The sequence below is a fragment of the Pseudoxanthomonas sp. CCNWLY206-1 genome (assembly GCF_039710385.1).
GTDB lineage: Bacteria > Pseudomonadota > Gammaproteobacteria > Xanthomonadales > Xanthomonadaceae > Pseudoxanthomonas_A.
This window is the reverse complement of record NZ_JBDKXI010000005.1, coordinates 784-20,774: the sequence shown is the minus strand read 5'-3', so window position 1 is coordinate 20,774 and position 19,991 is coordinate 784. Positions and strand designations below refer to the sequence as shown.

The 19,991-nt window shown below is 63.4% G+C and carries 14 protein-coding genes; 7 read left to right on the top strand and 7 right to left on the bottom strand.

Translation table 11 applies throughout. The annotated features are described in order from the left end of the window. Positions 1-17 precede the first annotated feature (17 nt). Positions 18-773, top strand: a complete 756-nt coding sequence (locus AADW18_RS12315; protein ID WP_337343690.1) for a hypothetical protein — start codon at positions 18-20, stop codon at positions 771-773. Between the two features lie 50 nt (positions 774-823). Here the strand turns inward: AADW18_RS12315 and AADW18_RS12310 are convergent, their stop codons facing one another. Next, entirely contained in the window at positions 824-4,543 is a 3,720-nt protein-coding gene (locus AADW18_RS12310) for an indolepyruvate ferredoxin oxidoreductase family protein (RefSeq protein WP_337343689.1), read from the bottom strand. Between the two features lie 160 nt (positions 4,544-4,703). On the opposite strand from AADW18_RS12310, the gene AADW18_RS12305 reads away from it, so the two are divergent. After that, positions 4,704-5,336: a tetratricopeptide repeat protein gene (locus tag AADW18_RS12305; protein ID WP_337343688.1), complete on the top strand. Its 633-nt coding sequence runs from the start codon at positions 4,704-4,706 to the stop codon at positions 5,334-5,336. A 122-nt stretch (positions 5,337-5,458) separates the two neighbouring features. After that, on the top strand, positions 5,459-7,159 hold the full coding sequence (gene ggt, locus AADW18_RS12300; protein WP_337343687.1) for a gamma-glutamyltransferase: 1,701 nt from the start codon (positions 5,459-5,461) through the stop codon (positions 7,157-7,159). 241 nt (positions 7,160-7,400) lie between these two features. On the opposite strand, the gene AADW18_RS12295 is transcribed toward ggt, so the two are convergent. From AADW18_RS12295 to zwf, 4 genes are all read right to left on the bottom strand, one after another. After that, the gene (locus AADW18_RS12295; RefSeq protein WP_337343686.1) at positions 7,401-9,137 is read right to left on the bottom strand and encodes an ExeM/NucH family extracellular endonuclease; all 1,737 of its coding nucleotides are present in this window, start codon (positions 9,135-9,137) and stop codon (positions 7,401-7,403) included. A gap of 303 nt (positions 9,138-9,440) precedes the next feature. Further along, positions 9,441-9,959, bottom strand: coding sequence for a c-type cytochrome (locus tag AADW18_RS12290; protein ID WP_337343685.1), 519 nt, complete (start codon positions 9,957-9,959; stop codon positions 9,441-9,443). Positions 9,960-10,234: 275 nt separating this feature from the next. Continuing rightward, positions 10,235-10,957 (bottom strand): 6-phosphogluconolactonase, encoded by a 723-nt coding sequence (gene pgl, locus AADW18_RS12285; RefSeq protein ID WP_337343684.1) that lies wholly within the window; start codon positions 10,955-10,957, stop codon positions 10,235-10,237. Between the two features lie 138 nt (positions 10,958-11,095). Beyond that, on the bottom strand, positions 11,096-12,613 hold the full coding sequence (gene zwf, locus AADW18_RS12280) for a glucose-6-phosphate dehydrogenase (protein WP_337343683.1): 1,518 nt from the start codon (positions 12,611-12,613) through the stop codon (positions 11,096-11,098). 96 nt (positions 12,614-12,709) lie between these two features. Between zwf and AADW18_RS12275 the strand changes: the two genes are divergently transcribed. Then, positions 12,710-13,459: a GntR family transcriptional regulator gene (locus AADW18_RS12275; RefSeq protein WP_337343682.1), complete on the top strand. Its 750-nt coding sequence runs from the start codon at positions 12,710-12,712 to the stop codon at positions 13,457-13,459. Between the two features lie 245 nt (positions 13,460-13,704). Here the strand turns inward: AADW18_RS12275 and AADW18_RS12270 are convergent, their stop codons facing one another. Beyond that, positions 13,705-14,724, bottom strand: a complete 1,020-nt coding sequence (locus AADW18_RS12270) for an NAD(P)-dependent alcohol dehydrogenase (protein WP_337343681.1) — start codon at positions 14,722-14,724, stop codon at positions 13,705-13,707. A 148-nt stretch (positions 14,725-14,872) separates the two neighbouring features. On the opposite strand from AADW18_RS12270, the gene AADW18_RS12265 reads away from it, so the two are divergent. Then, the gene (locus AADW18_RS12265) at positions 14,873-15,784 is read left to right on the top strand and encodes a LysR family transcriptional regulator (RefSeq protein WP_337343680.1); all 912 of its coding nucleotides are present in this window, start codon (positions 14,873-14,875) and stop codon (positions 15,782-15,784) included. 257 nt (positions 15,785-16,041) lie between these two features. On the opposite strand, the gene AADW18_RS12260 is transcribed toward AADW18_RS12265, so the two are convergent. Then, a complete protein-coding gene (locus AADW18_RS12260) occupies positions 16,042-16,998 on the bottom strand; it encodes a LysR substrate-binding domain-containing protein (RefSeq protein ID WP_337343679.1) in 957 nt (318 codons plus the stop codon). Positions 16,999-17,194: 196 nt separating this feature from the next. Here AADW18_RS12260 and AADW18_RS12255 point away from each other — a divergent pair, with 196 nt between their 5' ends. Beyond that, a complete protein-coding gene (locus tag AADW18_RS12255; protein ID WP_337343678.1) occupies positions 17,195-18,295 on the top strand; it encodes a hypothetical protein in 1,101 nt (366 codons plus the stop codon). A gap of 194 nt (positions 18,296-18,489) precedes the next feature. After that, positions 18,490-19,431 (top strand): hypothetical protein, encoded by a 942-nt coding sequence (locus tag AADW18_RS12250; RefSeq protein WP_337343677.1) that lies wholly within the window; start codon positions 18,490-18,492, stop codon positions 19,429-19,431. Positions 19,432-19,991 lie beyond the last annotated feature (560 nt).

The following is a 19,991-nucleotide window of genomic DNA, read 5'->3' as shown; positions in this document are numbered from 1 at the left end:
CCGGTGCGGAACCGGGGGTGAATCTGTTGTGGACCAGCGGTTGGGATTCGACGTTTGAACTGCTGCAGTTGCTGTTGAAGCATCGGGTTCCGGTCACGCCTTATTATCTCGAGGATACGACTCGTGCCTCGACTGCGACCGAGTTGCGGGCCATGCAACGCATTCGTGACGCGCTGTACGACGCGTTTCCCGAAACACGCGAACTGCTCCGGCCGCTGCGTACCTTCCGCGTCGCGGATCTGGATCCTGATCCGGAAATATCGGAAGCCTTGCGCGCCAGTCGGTCGCGCATCTACATCGGCAGCCAGTACGAATGGCTGGCGTTGTTTTGCAAGCGCCATGGAATAGACGATATCGAACTGAGCGTGCACATAGACGATAAAGTGCAGGCGCTCTTGGCTCCCTACGTCCGCGCTTACGATCACGGTGGCAAGTACCGCAGTTTCCGCATGGATCACTGCCATGCGGATAAGGCGGAGTACACGCTGTTCCGTTATTTCAGCTTCCCGCTATTCCAGATCGACAAGCGAGCGATGGCGCGCGACGCCGAGCGCGAGGACTGGAGCTGGATCATGGACATGACCTGGTTCTGTCACCGGCCGGTGCGTGGCAGGCCTTGCGGCGCGTGTGCGCCGTGCGTCTACACCATCGAGGAAGGATTGGCTTGGCGCGTTCCGCGCTCCCGGCGTGCGCTGTCGTTCCTGTATCGGAAACTGGCGCTGCCGCTGAAGCCGCCGCTTCGCGCCGCGCTGGCGTCGGTGCGGCGGCGATAGCGGTTGTTGCCTGTGTAGGAGCGACGTCAGTCGCTCCTACAAGAGATCGATCAGGCGATCCGCGCTAGCGGAATCTCGCGCGGATTGTTCCACTTGGCCAACAGATCCGCTTCGCGGGCCTTGGCCTTGTGCAGGTGAGCATCCTTGACGTGGCCGTAGCCGCGGATGTGTTCGGGAATGCTGGCGATTTCCACGGCCAGCGGCAGCTTGTCGGCATTCAACGCTGACAGCAGCGTGTCAATGGTCTTTTCGTAGTCGGCGATCAGCTGACGCTCGCTTTTGCGTTCCTCGGTATAGCCGAAGATGTCCAGCATGCTGCCGCGCAGGAATCGCAGCTTGGCCATCAGTTTGAACGCGGTGAACACCCACGGACCGTATTCCTTCTTCATCAACCGGCCCTGTGCATCTTTCTTGGCCAGCAATGGCGGCGCCAGGTGGAAGTGCACTTTGTAGTCACCGTCGAACTGCTGCTGCAGGCGGCGCTGGAACTCGCCGCTGGTGTAAAGGCGTGCGACTTCGTACTCGTCCTTGTATGCCATCAATTTGAAGAAATAACGCGCCACCGCTTCGGTCAGCGCGGTGGAGCCGGGCGCGCGCAGGTTCTCGGCGGCTCGCACTCTGCCGACCAGGTCGGTGTAGCGCTTGGCGTAGGTAGCGTTCTGATAGTCGCCGAGGAAAGCGGCGCGACGCGCGATCAGTTCATCCAGCGAACGCGACAGACGCAGATCGTCCAGCGGCAGGAAAGCGACGTTGTTGCCGTTGCCAGCGCTACCTTCGGGCAGGCCGCGTAGTTCGCTCTCGTTGTCCGGATTGCGAGGCGCGGCGTTGGCGCCCCATTCGGTGCTTTCCCACTCGCCCGGCGGCAGGATCTGCAGGTTGCGCGGGATGCGCTCGCTCTCGGTCTGGGTGTTGTGGATCAGGCCCGAGGCTTCCTGTACGGCTTGCGGATTGACCACCGCCAAGCGGCCCCAGGCGAATGCCTGCTTGTTCATTTCGACCGCCGCGCCATTCAACTCCACCGCACGCATGATGGCGTCGAAGGAGATCGGCACCAGCCCCTGCTGCCAGGCATAGCCCAGCATGAAAAGGTTCGCCGCGATGGCATCGCCCATCAAGGCGGTCGCCAATCGCGTAGCGTCGACCTGCATCGGATCGCGGCCGCCCAGCGCCACTTTCACGCCAGCAACAATTTCGCTGGCGGGGAACTGCATGTCCGGACGAGTGGTGAACGTGCCCGGCATCGCCTCATAGGTGTTCAGCACCACGTGCGAGCGTTCGCCACGCACCTTGGACAGCACCCAGTAGTCGTTCACCACCACCATGTCGCAACCCAGCACCAGGTCCGCTTCGCCCGCGGCGATACGCACCGCGTGGATGTCTTCCGGCGTGCGCGCGATGCGGATATGCGTGGTCACCGCGCCGCCTTTTTGTGCCAAACCGGTCTGGTCCAGCACGCTGGCGCCCTTGCCTTCCAGGTGGCCGGCCATGCCCAGCAACGCGCCGATGGTGACCACGCCCGTGCCGCCGACGCCGGTGATCAGGATGTTCCAGGGTTGCGTCAGGTCCGACTTCAGCATCGGCGATGGCAACTGGTCGAACAGGGATGCGACGTCCGCTCCGCTTTTACCCAGCGTGCCGCCCTTGCGCGGCGCCCCGCCATGCACGGTGACGAAGCTGGGGCAGAAACCGTTGACGCAGCTGTAGTCCTTGTTGCAGTTGGACTGGTCGATCTCGCGCTTGCGCCCGAATTCGGTTTCCTTGGGCAGCACCGACACGCAGAAACTCTTCACGCCGCAGTCGCCGCAGCCTTCGCACACCAGCGTGTTGACCATCACCCGCTTCTGCGGGTCGACCATCTTGCCGCGCTTGCGGCGGCGGCGCTTCTCGGTGGCGCAAACCTGGTCGTAGATCAGGATGGAAACGCCCTTCACTTCGCGCAGTTGCTTCTGCACGTCGTCCAGTTGTTTGCGGTCGAAGAACTCCACGCCCGACGGGAAGATCTCCGGCTGGCTCCATTTGCCGATTTCATCACTGACCACCACGATCGTCTGCACGCCCTCGGCGCGCATCATGTGCGCGATCTGCGGCACGCTCAGGGTGCCGTCCACCGGCTGGCCGCCGGTCATCGCAACGGCGTCGTTGTAGAGAATCTTGTAGGTGATGTTGACGCCGGTAGCCACCGACTGCCGTATCGCCAGCGAGCCGGAATGGAAGAAGGTGCCGTCGCCCAGGTTCTGGAACACATGCGGCGTTTCGGTGAATGGCGCCTGCCCGGACCACGTCACGCCTTCACCGCCCATGTGGGTGAAGGTGTCGGTGTCGCGATCCATCCACGTCACCATGTAGTGGCAGCCGATGCCGCCCAGCGCGCGCGAGCCTTCCGGCACCACCGTGGAGGTGTTGTGCGGGCAGCCGCTGCAGTAATGCGGCACGCGGGGGAAATTGGCGCGTGGGAGCGCCAGCTCGGCTTCCTTGTCTTCCATCCAACGTAGGCGCTGTTCGATGGATTCGCTCGTGAAGAAACGCTGGATGCGTTTGCCGATGACGGCGGCGATCGTGGCCGGTGTCAGTTCGCCGGTGCTGGGCAGGATCCATTCGCCTTGTTCGTCGTACTTGCCGACGATGGACGGCCGCGTGCCCAGCGACCAGTTGTACATGTACTCCTTCATCTGCCGCTCGATGAAGGCGCGCTTCTCCTCGACCACGACGATGTCTTCCAGACCCTTTGCGAAGCTGGCGATGCCCATCGGCTCCAACGGCCAGGTCATGCCGACCTTGTAGACGCGGATGCCGATGTCGGCGCAGGCGCGTTCGTCCAGTCCCAGGTATTCCAGCGCCTGCAACACGTCCAGATAGCTCTTGCCGGTGGTGACGATGCCCAGCCGCGCGCGTGGCGAATCCAGCACGATGCGGTCCAGGCCATTGGCGCGCGCGAACGCCTGTGCGGCCTTCACCGCATAACGGTGCAGGCGCATTTCCTGGTCCAGCGGCGGATCGGGCCAGCGGATGTTCAAACCGCCTGCGGGCAGCTCGAAGTCCTCCGGCAACAGGATCTGCCGGGCGAACGGATTCACTTCCACCGATGCCGACGATTCCACCGTTTCGGCAATCGTCTTGAAGCCGACCCAGCGGCCGGTGTAGCGGCTCATCGCCCAGCCCACCAGGCCCATGTCCAGGATGTCCTGAACGCCGGCCGGGTTAAGCACCGGCATCATCGCGCTGACGAATTCGTCTTCCGAGCCGTGCGGCAACGTGGAGCTGCGGCAGGCGTGATCGTCGGCGGCCAGCGCCAGCACGCCACCATGCCTCGACGTGCCGGCCGCATTGCCATGCTTGAAGACGTCGCCGCAGCGGTCAACGCCGGGGCCCTTGCCGTACCACATCGAATACACGCCCTCGACCTTGGCGCCGGGGAACAGGTTGGTCTGCTGGGTGCCCCACACCATCGTGGCGCCCAGGTCTTCATTGAGCCCGGGAGTGAACTTCACCGCCGCGGCTTCCAAGTGCTTGCGCGCGCGCCATAGCTCCAGATCGAAGCCGCCCAGTGGCGAGCCGCGATAGCCGCTGATGAAGCCGGCGGTGTTCAGGCCCGCGGCCTGGTCGCGCAGGCGCTGCATCAAGGGCAGTCGCACCAGCGCCTGTACGCCGCTCAGGTAGATGCGGCCGTCGGTGCGGGTGTACTTGTGTTCCAGGGTGTAGTCGTTATCCAGCATCCCGATCTGCGGAGTGTTGGCGGAAGAGGGCGAGATGAGTTCGGCGGTGCTGGTCATGGCTGGCCCGTGCAAGGAGGCTGGCGTCCCTGAACTAAGCGGGCGCGAAAGTCGCAAATTGTAGCAGCGGGATATTTTGTGACCCCGATCACTGCGTATTTGTGCGTTGCAGCGGTTAGGATGACGGCCGGGGAGGAAATGGTGGTCGGGGGACTACGTGATGACTTTGAGTAAAGGCTTGCTGGCGGTGGTGCTGGCATTGTGGGGTTTCGGCGCTGGTGCGCAGACCTTGCCCAAGCCAAAAGAGTTCTATTTCGACGAAGACCGAAGCGTTACGCGTTCGATCGTGGCGGTGGAAGGATTGCAGGGCGACGCACTCGCCGAGGCGCTGGTGAGGATCCGCGAACGCGGCCGTAAAACTATCGAAGCGACTACCCAGCTGGCCCACGTGGCTATCGTCGGTGGTCGCGCTGAGTTGGGTAAATCCTTGTACCAGCAAGCGCTGGATGGCACTCAGTCGGGCGGGACCATGTGGCGTTCCATCAGCTGGAACTACGGCTGGGATCTGTACCGCCTGGGTGAATTCCAAGCGGCACTGACGCAATGGGCCGGCGCGACCAATAGCGTCGGTGCACCGGCGTGGGTGCCACCGACGCTGGCGCTGGGCCTGTGGAGCGTGGATCGCAAGGCGGAAGCTGTGCAGTGGTACGCCGCTGCCGTGCGCACTGAGCCGAACCTGTGGAGCGACCCGGCCAACTTCGCCCGGTTGCTGCCGACATGGAACGAGAGCGAACGCGGCAAGCTCGCGGAAGTGCACGCGGCCTGGCAGGCGGATCCTCCCGCCTGGCCGTAAGAACCCGTTCGAAGTCTTGCCGCGCTTGCCTGCTGGCGTGCGTGCGACAGACTTGAACAGGTTCCAGCACGTAACATTGGGGACGAAGGCGCGCATCCGGCGCGCCACACCGCGGTATCGCCATGCGCGTTTTCCTGTTCTGTTTCGCACTGACGTTGGCGTGGTCGTCGGCCGCCGCCGACCGTATCACTGGCCGCGCCTTCGCCACTCGTTCGGAGGTCATCGCGCCGAAGGCGATGGCGGCCACCTCGCACCCGCTGGCCACGCAGATCGCCTTGGACGTGATGAAGCAGGGTGGCAGCGCCGTCGATGCCGCTATCGCCGCCAACGCGGCGCTGGGTTTGATGGAGCCCACCGGCAACGGTATGGGTGGCGACTTCTTCGCCATCGTCTGGGACCCCAAGACCCGGAAACTCCATGGTTACAACGGTTCAGGCCGTTCGCCCAAGTCGCTGACGCTGGAATACTTCCAGCAAAAAGGCATCACCGACATCCCGCCCACCGGTCCATTGCCAGTCAGTGTGCCTGGCGCGGTGGACGGGTGGTTCGCCCTGCACGGGCGCTTCGGCAAGCTGCCGATGAAACAGGTGCTGGCACCGACCATCCGCTATGCGCGCGAAGGCCATCCCGTGGCCGAAACGGTCGCTTATTACTGGAACCGTTCGATACCCAAGCTGTCGCAGTACCCGGGCTTCAAGGAACACTTCACCATCGGCGGACGCGCGCCGCGCACTGGCGAAATGTGGAAGAACCCGAGTCTCGCCAACACCCTGCAGAAGCTGGCCGATGGCGGCCGTGATGCGTTCTACAAAGGCGATATCGCCCGCACCATCGATGCTTACTTCAAGGCCAATGGCGGCTTCCTGAGTTACGAAGACCTCGCCGCGCATCAAGGCGAGTGGGTAGAACCGGTAAGCACCAACTATCGCGGCTATGACGTGTGGGAATTGCCACCCAATGGCCAGGGCATCGCCGCCTTGCAGATGCTCAACGTGCTGGAAGGCTATGACTTCTCCAAGATTTCGTTCGGTAGCGCGGAGCATGTGCATTTGTTCGTCGAAGCCAAAAAGCTGGCGTTCGCCGACCGCGCGCGCTGGTATGCCGATCCGGCGTTCCAGCCGGCGCCTGTCGCCAAGCTGATCTCCAAGCCGTACGCCGCGGAGCGCCGCAAGCTGATCACGATGGAAAAGCCGCTAAAGGAAGTGCAGCCGGGCACGCCAAAAGAGCTGCAGGAAGGCGACACCATCTACCTGACCACCGCCGACGCCAGCGGCATGATGGTCTCGCTGATCCAGTCCAACTACCGCGGCATGGGCAGTGGCATGACGCCGCCGGGACTGGGTTTCATCCTGCAGGACCGCGGCGAGATGTTCGTGCTCAAGCCGGGCCACCCCAATAGCTTCGAACCGGGCAAGCGGCCGTTCCAGACCATCATTCCTGCCTTCATCACCAAGGACGGCAAGCCTTTCGTCAGCTTCGGCCTGATGGGCGGCGCCATGCAGCCGCAAGGCCACGTGCAGATCGTGATGAACCTGGTCGACTTCGGCATGAATCTGCAGGAAGCCGGTGACGCACCGCGCATCCAGCATGAAGGTTCCACCGAACCGACTGGTCAGAACACCTCGATGAGTGACGGCGGCGTGGTGCAACTGGAATCCGGTTACCCGTACGAAACCGTGCGCGCGCTGATGGACAAAGGCCATCACGTGGAATGGGCGCTAGGACCATATGGCGGATACCAGGCCATCCGCCGCGATCCGGAAACCGGCGTGTATTACGGCGCCAGCGAAAGCCGCAAGGATGGGCAGGCGGCAGGGTATTGAAGAGGCCGGAATTGGAAGTGGGGAACTGAGAGGCGGGAGAGGTTGGCGGCAAGGCTTGGCTTCTGCCTCCCCCTTTTAGAAGGGGGATTTGAGGGGGATTTGCTTTTGCGCTTCTAAGGCCGCTGTAGCGCCGATCAACCTTCCTTGGAGCGACGTAAGTCGCGACGAAGCTCTACTAGTACGCTTCGTCGCGACTTACCCGTGCCGGGCATGCCGGCACCACTCCAACAAGGAGGGAGTGTCAAAGATCAAATCCCAACAACAGCGGATCATGATCCGAACTGCGGTAAGGCGTGCCGCTGCCGCTTTCCGCATAACCTTCGCGTTCGGATTCGTCGGCATTGATGTGCCACTCGGCCGCGCCGCGGATTTTCTTCGCCAGCGCGGGGCTCAGCAGGGCATGGTCGAGCCGTCCGGACAGGCCGTTGTAGACGTAGCTGTAAGGATGCTCGACATTGGCGGCGACGAACGCATCCACCCAACCCGACTGGCGCAACCATCGCATCGGGTCTTCCATCGCATAGGCATTGAAGTCGCCCAATAGCACGGCCATGTCGCTGCGGCTGCCGGTGGGATCGGTTTTTATCCAGGCATCCAGACGCTTGCTGGCATCCAGGCGCAGCGCATTCCAGCAGCCTTGTCCGTCGCTCTGATCCGCATCCGCACCGGTGGCTTCGGAACAGCCCTTGGACTTGAAGTGATTGGCGACCACTACCACCGGCGGCCGATTCTCGCCGACAGGTACGAACGCCTGCGCCAGCGGAACCCGACTGCGTTCGCCGAAAGGCCCGCCTTCCAGCACGGCCGGCTTGCCTTGAGGCGTGACCCGCGATGCCCGATAGATCAGGCCCACCCGAATAGTGTCGGGACCAGGACCTTGGCCAGCATCGACGAAGCGCCAGTCGCCGCCATCGGCATTCAAGGCGGCAACGAACTGCGCCAGGCTGGATTCCGGGCCATAGCCATCGTTTTCCAACTCCATCAACGCGGCAATATCCGGATTCAGTCCACGGATCGTCGCCACCAGCTTGACCGTCTGGGCCTGCAATTGCTGTGGCGTTTTGGCACCGCGCGATGTGGGAAAGCCGCCACCGCGACCGTCACCATTGAAGAGGTTTTCCAGATTGAAGGCGGCGATCTTCAACGCGCCCGGCACCGTCGGTGGCGCGGGCCGCTGCGGGTCCGTCAGCTTCAATGGCGAGATCGTCTGCAGCCGATATCCGCCATGACGCTCATCGATAATGCCTTCCGCACCGTCCAACACCGTACCGGCGCGCGGTATGTGCTCCCCGGCGAGATAGCGGATCGATTTCGGATCGCGATCGCCGCTGCCGTCGTCCAGCGCCAAACGCCGGCGCGCGTTGTCAGCCAACACCTGCTGGTAAGCCGGGCTACCCGGCGCGGCTACTTCACTGGGTTGCCACAGGCGGCCATCGAACGCCACGCTGAGTTCGCCATAGCGATCGAGCTGATCGGTGCCGGTGACGGTCAGCGGTGCGGAGATACGGACCTTCATGCCTTCCAGCGATTCCCAATTCGCGGGAATCGCCTTCAGTTCGGCTGCCGTAACGGGCGCGGCGCTGGTGATGGCTTCGATGCGGGAAGGGGATATCGCGGTCAGCCGGCTGCCCTGGCGGCCCATCTCGCTCTCGACCACCTTGCCTTCGACACGCACGCGTTGGCCGACGCGGACAATCTCGTCCTTCGCCGCCGGGTCTAAGGCCTGCATCACGAAAATGCCGTCCGATGTCTTTGCATCGCCATCGCCGGCGTCCTGCAGGAAGAACCCGCCCAGGCCCTCGCGCAGATCCGCCGTCACCACGCCTTCGACGATGACGGTCTGCCCTTCCAGCGGGCTGCGGTCACCGCTTCCTTGTACGGCGCCAATGGCGAGGGGCGCACCGCCGCCGTCGGCTGCCGCGGCCGGACCGGTAGTTAGCGTGGTAGCGACCAGGAAAGGCAAAAGAAGGACTCGCATTGGAGGGGAGTTCCGGCCGGAAGCATCAAAGTAGAACATTCTCGCATCGGCCGCTTGCTTGGAGGTCGGCGCGAAGGATCCGGGAGCTAGAGCGACTTCGCGGCGGTTAGCGGCTCTGAACATATTCATCGTCGCCCCGGCGCAGGCCGGGGCCTAGCAACTTTTGCCATCCCGAGCGCAAGGCACTGGGCCCCGGCCTGCGCCGGGGTGACGATCCGTTCTGACTTGGCGTGAAGACGTGCAACCACCCCGAACAAAAACGCCGCCCGGAGGCGGCGTTCTGCGCATCGGCAACGGCCGGACTTACTTCACGTTGGCCAACATCCAGTCGACCGTAGCGTGGATCTGCTCCTCGGTCAGCGCCGGGTTGCCGCCCTTCGGGGGCATGATGCCGCCGTCCGGGCCGGTGAAGCCTTCGATGGCGTGCTTGTACAGCGTTTCCTTGCCCTTGGCCGCGCGCGCGCCCATGCCGGCGGCGGTCAGCGTCGGGGCCATGCCCACGCCATTGGTGTGGCAGGCGCCGCAGAGATTCTGGTAGATGACCGCGCCATCGGTGGTGCCGCCATAGGCGACCTGCGAAGAGGCGGCGGCCAACGCCGCGGCTTTGGCGGCGGCCTGAGCGGCGGCACCGGTGCTGCCGGCGTAGACCGCACCGCTCGGCGCGATGCGGGATTCGGTGCGCTTGGCGGCGGCCGGGTCCACTTCCGGCGGCACCGAGTTGTGCAGGAAATAGGCGCCTGCCATCAGACCCACGGTGACCAGCATCAGGAAGCCGATCACCATCGAGAAATGCTTGAGGAATTCGAGGTCGTAATTACGCACTTTCCACCTTATGGCAGCACGGCACTCAAGCCGTGCATGGCTACGAAAACAGGAGTCCGCCTGGCCAGTTCACGGCCGCCGGCGGAGGCGCGTCCGGGCGCGGACGCCACGGACAAGGCCGCCATTATAAGCAGGGAGGGCGTTCGCGGGATATTTCGGCGCTTTCCCGCCTGCATCACAGACCATATTCAAAGAGAGTCACAGCATCGGAATGGGCGGATCGCGGCAGGAACAGGCCCTTTGGATCGTTGCGCCGCGCCGCGCGATCAACGGCGCTAGGGACAGCTGAAGACAGCGATCGGCCTTGCAACATGCGCCAGCACGGTGCGCACGGGATAGTCCTTGCCCTCGCCTTCGCCACTCAGTGCTTGCTGCAGCACCGTCTGTTTTTCCGCACCTTCGATATGCAGGTACAGGCGATGGGCCGCCAGCAGAACGGGTAGGGTCAAGGTGATGCGGGGTTCGCCCGCGCCCGGTGCGCGCATGGGGAGCACGCGGGCGATGCCGGCCGGATCCAGTGCCTCGGCCAAGCGGTCGCCGCCGGGAAAGAACGATGCGGTGTGGCCGTCGGCGCCCATGCCCAGGACCATCGCATCGAAGGATTGCGGCAGATCCGCTTCCAACTCCGCCGCCGCAGACTCCGGTTCCGCCGGGCTCCGATCCGGCAAGTCCCGGTAGAGAGATACGAACCGCGCGGCCGCCGCGGGACCTTGCAGCAGGTTCTCCTGCACCAGCTTTGCGTTGGAGCGCTCGTGCGTGGCGGGAACCCAGCGCTCATCCACCAGCGTCACCACGATCTTGTCCCAATCCAGCGGCTGTTGCGACAAGGCTTGCATGAAACGCTTGGGCGTATTGCCGCCCGACAACGCCACGCTTGCCTGCCCGTGCGCGGCGACGCCTGCGCGCAGGTCATCGGCGACAGCCGCCGCGAGCGATTCGGCAAGCGCAGCGCTGTCGGCGAAGTGATGGTGTTGGATCTTGGGGGAGAGATCGGTCATGAACTAATGGCATCCAGCGCTGTTTCCTTCTCCCTGTGGGAGAAAGTGCCCGAAGGGCGGATGAGGGAATGGACTTTCAGGCCGACGGATGAGTTTCCATCCCAGGAGTTCTTCGCCCCTCATCCAAAAACCAAAACATCAAGCCGAATCCTCATTCCAGGTGCGGCCATCGCGTTCGACCAGCGCCACAGCGGCGCTCGGTCCCCAGGATCCGGCGGTGTACGTCTTGGGTGCGTCACGCAGGTTGTTCCAGGCGGCGAGGATCGGGTCGATCCACTTCCATGCCGCTTCCACTTCGTCGCGACGCATGAACAGCGTCGGGTTGCCTCGCACCACATCCATCAGCAGGCGCTCGTAGGCTTCCGGCTGATGCACGCCGAAGGCCTCGGCGAAGCTCATGTCCAGCGGCACGTGTTGCAGGCGCAAGCCGCCGGGGCCCGGATCCTTGATCATCAGCCACAGCTTGACGCCTTCGTCCGGTTGCAGGCGCAGCACCAGTTTGTTGGTCATGACCGGACCGGCACTGTCTTCGAAGATCGAATGCGGGATCTGGCGGAAGGTGATGACGATTTCCGAAACGCGCTCGGGCAGGCGTTTGCCGGTACGCAGGTAGAACGGCACACCGGCCCAGCGCCAGTTATCCACTTCCGCTTTCAATGCAACGAACGTTTCGGTGCGCGAGTCTTCGCGGCCCAGCTCGTCCAGATAACCCGGTACGGCGGCACCATTCACCGCACCGGCGCGGTACTGGCCACGTACCGTGAGGTGAGCGGCATCGGCTGCGGTGATCGGCCGCAGCGAGCGCAGCACTTTCAGTTTTTCATCGCGCACCGCATCGGCCTGCAACGCGGCCGGCGGCTCCATCGCCACCATGCATAGCAGCTGCAGCAAATGGTTCTGCACCATGTCGCGCAGCGCACCGGAGGTGTCGTAGTAGGTGGCGCGCTTCTCCAGGCCGACGGTTTCGGCCACGGTGATCTGCACGTGATCGATATGGTTGGCGTTCCACAGCGGCTCGAACAGGATGTTGGCGAAACGCAGCGCCAGCAGGTTCTGCACCGTCTCCTTGCCCAGGTAGTGATCGATGCGGAAGATCTGGCTTTCCTCGAACGCACTACCCACGGCGTCGTTGATCACCGCCGCACTGGCCGAATCGTGACCAATGGGTTTTTCGATCACCACGCGCGCGCCGCCGGTATTCAGTCCGTGCGCGCGCAGGCGGTCGCAGATGTTGACGAACAGCGTCGGGCTGGTCGACAGATAGAACACGCGGATGCGTTCGCCCTGCGACTTCAGCTGCTGCGCGAATTCTTCCCAGCCGTCGTCACGGGTGGCGTCCAACGCGTGATAGCCGAGCTTTTCCAGGAACGCCGGAATCTTCGCCTTCAGTCCTTCGTCGCTGGCAGCCAAACGCGTCAGCGCGTCGCCTACCTTGGCGCGGTAATCGGCCGCGGACTGGCCGTCGCGGGCGACGCCGATGATGCGGGTCTCTTCGCGGATCTGGCCGTCGGCATAGCGGCGCAACAGGCCCGGCAGCAGCTTGCGCATCGCCAGATCGCCGGTACCACCAAAAATCACGAGGTCGAAGGGGTCGACAGGCAGGGTCTTGGCGGTCACGTCAGCTCTCGGGGCGGTTGATCGGAAAGGTGGAACCATACCACCGCACTACCAGGATTCGCCACGCAATCAGTCCACATTGCTGAATCTGCGAGACATCTTGTTAGATTGGTAGCGCAGTGGTATCTTCAGGAGATGCAAAAAGCTCTCGCCGATGAATACCAGCGCCTGCAGACCGGCGAATCCACCCGCGCGGTGGCTTATCTACGTCTGCGTCGCGCACTGCAGAATTTGATGGATGCCGGTGTGTTGAAGCCAGGGCAGGCGCTGCCTAGCGAGCGCGATCTGGCCTCGTTGTTGTCACTGTCGCGGGTCACCATTCGCAAGGCGCTGGCTGGCCTGATCGAAAGTGGTCTGCTGGTGCAACGGCAAGGCGCGGGCACGTTCGTCGCCGAGCGCATCCTGCGGCAGTTCTCGCGCCTGACCAGTTTCACCGACGATCTGCGCGAACGCGGGCTCAATCCCCAAGTGCGTTTTTTGGAGCGCAGCGTGGGCGAAGTGACGCCGGAAGAATCGATGGCGTTGAACCTGTCGCCCGGCAGCGGCGTGGTCCGCATGTACCGGCTGCGCCATGTCGATGGTTCTCCGATTGCCATCGAGCGCACGCTGGTGCCGTATTCGCTGCTGCCCGATCCCGAAAGCGTCACCACGTCGCTGTACGAAGCGCTGGACGCGTACGGCAATCGTCCGAAGCGCGCGTTGCAACGGCTGCGTGCAGTGGCGCTTGATGAGGAAGCGGCCAAGCATCTGGAGCTGCCCGTCGGAAGTCCGGGTTTGCTGGTGGAGCGTCGCGCCTTCCTCGAAGACGGCCGCGTGGTGGAATCGACGCGTTCGTACTATCGCGGTGATGCTTACGATTTTGTGGCGGAATTGCAGAGTGATTGAGTAAGTTGTTTGGCTGTTTTCCGATCGTCGATCCACCGGCTAACGCTTCGTTCTGATCGTTTACTGGATCGGATGACTTCCGCGCTGCCGCGAGCGTCACTTTCTTCGCTTGTGCAAAGAAAGTAACCAAAAGAGGTGCTCTTCAACAGCCGAATGGCTGGTCAAAGTGACGCCCGCTGCAAGCGCGGAAGCCATGCGATCAAGTAGACCATTCGGCAACATGCAAGCCGGCTCCGAGTTCCGCATCAATCGCCAATTCCAATAACCACCTTTCCAAAGTGCCGGCCCGCCTTCAGATGCTCGTAAGCCTCGCGCGCCTGCGCGAACGGGAATATGCGGTCAATCACCGGACGAATCCGGTTCACTTCGACGAAGCGGTTGAGGTCCTCGAACATCGCGCGGCTGCCGACAAAAATTCCGGTTAGATGCTGGGCGCTGACGATCAAGCCGATGGTCGAGATCGCCGGACTTCCGAAGCCGCTGACGCCGCCGATCACGGCCACGGTGCCGCCCATGCGCGCGGCGGCCAATGAACGCGTAAGCGTGTCTTCGCCGCCGACTTCCACCACCAGGTCGACGCCGCGGCCATCGGTGAGACGCCGTACTTCGTCTTGCCACTCCGGTACGTTGCGGTAGTTGATGACGGCGTCGGCCCCGAGCGTACGCGCGCGCTCCAGCTTTTCATCGCTGGACGAGGTCACGATCGCCCGCAGGCCAGCGGCTTTCGCCAATTGCAGCGCCCAGATCGACACGCCGCCGGTGCCGAGCAGCAGCACGGTCGCGCCGGGCGTCAGATTGCCGGCGACGAACAACGTGTTCCAAGCGGTAATGCCAGCGCAGCAGAGCGCCGCGGCTTCGGCGTAGTTCAGATGCGTGGGAATGGAAACCAGCGCGTCCTCGTGGGCGACGAACTGCTCGGCGAGGACGCCAGGAATATGCGCGCCATAGGAATGGGCGAGCTTCTCCGGCGTCGGTGCGCCGTCTATCCAGCCGGGGAAATAGGTGTTGACCACGCGATCGCCGGGCCTGAATCGCGTGACTGCCGGGCCAACCGCGATCACCTCGCCAGCGCCGTCGCCGACCGGGATAAGCGGTTGCTCGGGCACGTTGACGTAATCGCCGCGGGCGAACATCAGATCGCGATAGTTGAGCGAGACGGCGTGAATCCGCACCCGTACCTCGTGGTCGGCGGGGAGGGGTGGTGCGATATCGACCTGCTGTAAGCCAGCGACGCCGTCGCCGGCGCGTAGTTGGTAAGCCTTCATGAGTGCTCCGCAGTGGGGAAACGAACGGGGTGGCGCGGGAGGTTCCGACTTGCGGTTCCATGGCTGCGCTGGCGGCTAAGATATAGGTGCCCATCAGTACGCAGTGGCGCATCTTGTTTCCAGCTGTGTAGCTAAAAAGGAACCAATCATGATCAACGAGCGCCTCAGCGGGGTGACTGCCTTCGTCCAGGTCGTGGAGGCGGGGAACTTCGCGCTGGCGGCGGAACGCCTGCGGGTGACGCGCTCGGCAGTCGGCAAAACCATCGCGCGGCTGGAACAGCGCCTGGGTGCTCGACTCTTCCATCGCACCACCCGTCGCCAAAGCCTGACCGACGACGGTCAGGCGTACTACGAGCGCTGCGTGCGTGCATTGGCGGAACTGGATGCGGCCGAGGCGGCTTTCGAAACCGGTCGCCGCGAACCGCTCGGACGCCTGCGGGTCAGCGCCCCTGTGCTGTTCGGCCGTCATTGCGTGGCACCCGTGTTGCGGGACCTGATGCGTGCGCACCCGCGGCTTGAGATCGAGCTGTCTTTCAATGATCGCGTTGTCGACTTGCTTGAAGATGGTTTCGATATCGCGGTGCGCGTGGGTGCGCTTGCAGACAGCACCAATCTGGTCGCGCGGCGCCTGGGCACTCAGCACATGTCGATCTGCGCATCGCCGGCCTACCTGGCCGAGCACGGACATCCCACCAGCGTGCAGGCCATGGATGGACATATCGGCATTGCTTACGGCCGCGCCGGCTACGACCTGCCTTGGCGCGTGCGCGACGCTGATGGCCGGATAGAAGAACCCAAGATCAAAAGCGTGTTGCGGTTCGATGATCTGCAGGCGATAGCAGACGCCGCCGTCGCCGGCATTGGTTTGGCCTGGCTGCCTTGTTGGCTGGTGTCGCGGCATGTGCATGCCGGTGAACTCGTACTGGTAATGGACAGCGAAGTGGTCGTCGCCAATGACATACACGCAGTCTGGCCGAAGATGCGGCATTTGCCATCGAAAACGCGGGTGGCGATCGATGCGTTGGCGGCGGAGATTCCGAAGATGATCGGCGTCCGGTAGGAGCGGCCTCCCGCCGCGAGCTCTTCCTGCCAGATCGCGATTGAGGCGAAGAAAGATTGAAGCCCGTCGTTCGCCATCCGGACGCGCTGCGGCGCGTTCTTGACCGCGCGCACTTAACGGCTATCGAGGCGCGGAGCGGCGTCCCGCTGTGAGCTATTCCTGCCAGGTCGCGATAGAAGCGAAGAGCTCGCGCCGGGACGGCGCTCCTACAAGGGCGGGTTCCTACAAGGGCGGGCTCCTGTTCGCGATGGCATCGGCTAACGCGCAGGCTCCGCTACCGGCTCCACAACAACCGCCCTGCGAATAAAGGCCTGCGCTGATTTCCTCTCGCGCTCTACCTCGCCGCACAGCCATTCGCGGAACGCGACGAGCTTGGGGCTGTTCTGCCGTGCAACGGGATAGGTCAGCCAAAACGTTCTTCCATCCCCCGCCACGAAATCATGCGCCGGCACCAGCCTGCCGCCATCGATTTCGCCGCGGAACAGGATTGGCGATCCAATGGCGATGCCGTGCCCCGCGACGGCTGCGGCGATGTCGAGATACTCGGCGGAAAGGTGCGTGCCGAAACGGCCCGCGGGCATGGCACCGGTGAATCCGCGCGCCCGGTACCAGAGCGCCCACCAGTCGGATCTACCCAGCAGCGGAACTTCGAGCGTGGAACTCGGATCCGCGATGGCAGCAGCAGCCTTCTTCAGTGCGGGCGCGCATAGCGGCATGAAAATGCTGGGGAACAACTCGACCGATCGCAGTCCCGGCCACCCGCCATGCCCATTGCGAATCGCCGCGTCGAAGCGCCCGGTCGTCAAATCCTGCGCTTCAGGAGACACATCCAATTCGAGCACGATGTCCGGATGCCTGGCGCGAAATTCACCGAGTCTTGGCGTGAGCCAGCTCGTGCCCAACGTTGGCAGCGTCGTCAACGAGAGTCGTGTTTCATCCACCTCGGCGGCTTTGATGAAACTGGCGCGCAACGCTGCGAACGCATTCATGGCTTCGCGCGCCACCAGTTCGCCGGCGGCAGTCAGTTCGACACGCTGCGGATGCCGCAGGAACAGCCGCGCGCCGATCTGTTCTTCCAGCCGACGCACGTGATAGCTGACCGACGCCGCGGTGGTGTCGAGCTCCAGCGCCGCCTTGGCGAAACTCCCGTGCCGGGCCGCGGCTTCGAACGCCCGGATCGAGACAAGGGAGGGAAAGCGGTGAGGGCTGACCATAAGTCTGACTGATGCTACAGGCCGATTCTCGAGTGGTCGACCTCCCGCGTGGCTGCCATCCTGCGGCCACGTTCTTCAGGTGCCAGGCGGGGGTTTCGATGATCAGTCGCATGTCAGACGTGGCTTTCCAGTGGAGGGCGAAACCGTTCCCTACCGCCATCCAGGCATCCCGCCTGGTTTGCTGGGAGCAGCTGCGATGAACGGGCGCGACGCTTCCCAGGCGCGCCGTGATTTCCTGGCGCAAATCGCGACGCTAGCAGGCGCGGCGGCGCTGGCGCCGTCCGGATTCGTCCTGGCGCAAGTCCTGCCGAACGCTGGCACCCGGCAGCAGACCGGTCCGCATGTGGACGACTGGCGCTGGCTTGTCGGTAATTGGGACGTGTGGCACCGCCGCTTGAAGGAGCGACTGGCCGGCAGCACGGAATGGGAGGAATTCGCCGGCAAGAGCGCGTGCTGGCTCACCCTCGGCGGGCTCGGAACAGTCGACGACAATTCGCTGGAACTACCCGGCGATTCTTATCGTGGATTAGGCATTCGTGCGTTCGATCCGCTCTCGCAACGGTGGTCGATCTGGTGGCTCGATGGGCGCAACCCAACCAAGATCGATCCGCCAGTGCTCGGCGGTTTCAAAGGCTCCGTCGGCACTTTCATCGGCCACGACACGCTCAAGGGCCGGCCGATCACGATGCGCTTCCGCTGGCAGGACATCCACGGGCCACGTCCGTTCTGGGAACAGGCGTTCTCCACCGACGATGGCGCTACTTGGGAAGTGAACTGGCTCAACTACTTCACCCGCACCACTGCGGAACCGGCGCCGCTGCCGATGCTGGCGGGAGCAAACCGCGATTTCGAGTTCCTGGTCGGCCGCTGGAATGTTAGCCACCGGCGCCTTCGGCAGCGGCTCGTCAGCAGCGATCAATGGGACGAATTTGGCGGCACGCTGGTCAATTGGCCTGTCCTCGGTGGACTCGGAAACGTGGGCGACAACGTGATGGAGTTTCCCAGCGGTACGGTGCGTGGCATGGGTATCCGCGCATTCGACCCAGCGGCGAAGCAATGGTTGAGCTGGTGGTTGGACGGACGCACTCCGACCGTGATCGCGCCGCCCGTCCGCGGCGGATTCGCCGACGGTGTTGGGACGTTCATCGGCGACGACACTCATGAGGCACGGCCGATCCAGACACGCGTGCTTTGGTCGCGGATCACCCAGCGCTCGGCACGTTGGGAACAGGCCAGTTCCGCCGACGGCGGAGCCACGTGGGAAACGAACTGGATCAGCGATTTCACCAGAACGTAGGGCCGGGCCCCGGCCCACCATCGCCGTGCCTGGGTTTGCGAATCCGTCATGGCGGCAAGGGCGGCATAGCTATCTTGTGAGAGCGACATGAGTCGCGACGCTGATGTTTCCGGTCGCGACTCACGTCGCTCCCACAAGGAATTCACCCGTGCTTTTGCAGAGCCGAGCTCATGAACAGATCTCTAGGAGTTCCCGTGGCGAAGCTCAGTCATCGCTTGCTTCTTTCCGCGATTCTGGCGGCCGGCTTGTTTCTTGCGCAAGACGCCGAAGCCACGGAATCTCGGCGAGCTTCCTCCGCCGAACCATCACTGACCATCGTCGGCGAAGCGGCTCCTTTCCTGCCAGGCATCGTTTCCACACCGGAATTCTCCGAGATCCGCCTGACACTGAGTCCCGACGGCAAGGCGGCGTTGTGGTTCAGCCGCGATCGTCCGGGCGGCGCCGGCGGATACGACATCTGGATCGCACGTCGGAGTGGGAAAGGGTGGACAGAGCCCAAGCCGGTTCCGTTCAATTCGCCGTCTCGCGATTTCGATCCCGCGTTCTCTGCCGATGGACGCTACATGTATTTTTGCTCGGATCGGCCGGGTGGACTCGGTGGCGATGATCTTTATCGCGTTGTGATGACGGAAGACGGATTCGACGCAGTCGAACATCTTGGGCCTTCCGTCAACAGTATCGGCAACGAGTTCGCACCGATGCTTTCGCCGGACGGCACGCGCTTGCTGTTCTCCAGTGATCGGCCCGGCGGCGCGGGGGGCCATGATTTGTTCGTGGCATTGCAACGCGCGGATCAAACCTTCGAACCCGCGCGGCGTCTGGAAGGCGATATCAACACGGCAGCCAACGAGTTCGACGCGACTTTCTTGTCCGACGGACATTCCATGGTCTTCGCGCGCACGATGGATTTTCGTAAAGACCGGGTGGATATGTTTTTCGCCCCGCGTCGCGAGGCACGCTATGGCGCAGGTACTTTGCTACCCCAGACCGTGAACAGTGGCGACCAGGATACGTACGGTGCGATGCTCGACTGGTCGCATCCAAACCGATTCACGGTGTCCGCGCAAAAAGCGGGTGCGGCCAGCTTGGACCTGTATCTCGTCCAGTACACGTTGGAGCCCGAACTTCCGCGTTGAAGTACGCCTGCGCTTCACCTGCGCGATTACCACGACCGCCCTCGTGCCCCGCTGTTGTAGGAGCGGCGTCCCCGCCGCGAGCTCTTCCCACACCGCGATGAAAACGAAGAACTCACGCCGTGTTCGCCATCCAGGCGCGCTGCGGCGCGTTCTTGATCGTGCGTACGGAACGGCTATCGGGGCGCGGAGCGGCGTCCCGCCGCGAGCTCTTCGTATCAGATCGCGACAGAAGAAAAAGCTCGCGCCGAGGACGGCGCTCCTACCAGAGCCTTCGCATCCCCGATGGCACTGATCATCGACCGCCGTCGTAGGAGCGGCGTCCCGCCGCGAGCTCTTCGTGTCAGATCGCGACAGAAGAAAAAGCTCGCGCCGAGGACTGCGCTCCTACCAAAGCAACCGCATGCGCGATGGCTCTCATCATCGACCGCCGTCGTAGGAGCGGCGTCCCGCCGCGAGCTCTTCGTATCAGATCGCGATAGAAGCAAAAAGCTCGCGCCGAGGACGGCGCTCCTACCAGAGCCTTCGCATCCCCGATGGCACTGATCATCGACCGCCGTCGT

Coding starts and splice junctions, on each gene's coding strand:
- AADW18_RS12310 (WP_337343689.1), bottom strand. CDS start 4,543: ATGACCAGCACCGCCGAACTCATCTCGCCCTCTTCCGCCAACACTCCG.
- AADW18_RS12305 (WP_337343688.1), top strand. CDS start 4,704: ATGACTTTGAGTAAAGGCTTGCTGGCGGTGGTGCTGGCATTGTGGGGT.
- ggt (WP_337343687.1), top strand. CDS start 5,459: ATGCGCGTTTTCCTGTTCTGTTTCGCACTGACGTTGGCGTGGTCGTCG.
- AADW18_RS12295 (WP_337343686.1), bottom strand. CDS start 9,137: ATGCGAGTCCTTCTTTTGCCTTTCCTGGTCGCTACCACGCTAACTACC.
- pgl (WP_337343684.1), bottom strand. CDS start 10,957: ATGACCGATCTCTCCCCCAAGATCCAACACCATCACTTCGCCGACAGC.
- zwf (WP_337343683.1), bottom strand. CDS start 12,613: ATGGTTCCACCTTTCCGATCAACCGCCCCGAGAGCTGACGTGACCGCC.
- AADW18_RS12275 (WP_337343682.1), top strand. CDS start 12,710: ATGCAAAAAGCTCTCGCCGATGAATACCAGCGCCTGCAGACCGGCGAA.
- AADW18_RS12270 (WP_337343681.1), bottom strand. CDS start 14,724: ATGAAGGCTTACCAACTACGCGCCGGCGACGGCGTCGCTGGCTTACAG.
- AADW18_RS12265 (WP_337343680.1), top strand. CDS start 14,873: ATGATCAACGAGCGCCTCAGCGGGGTGACTGCCTTCGTCCAGGTCGTG.
- AADW18_RS12260 (WP_337343679.1), bottom strand. CDS start 16,998: ATGGTCAGCCCTCACCGCTTTCCCTCCCTTGTCTCGATCCGGGCGTTC.
- AADW18_RS12255 (WP_337343678.1), top strand. CDS start 17,195: ATGAACGGGCGCGACGCTTCCCAGGCGCGCCGTGATTTCCTGGCGCAA.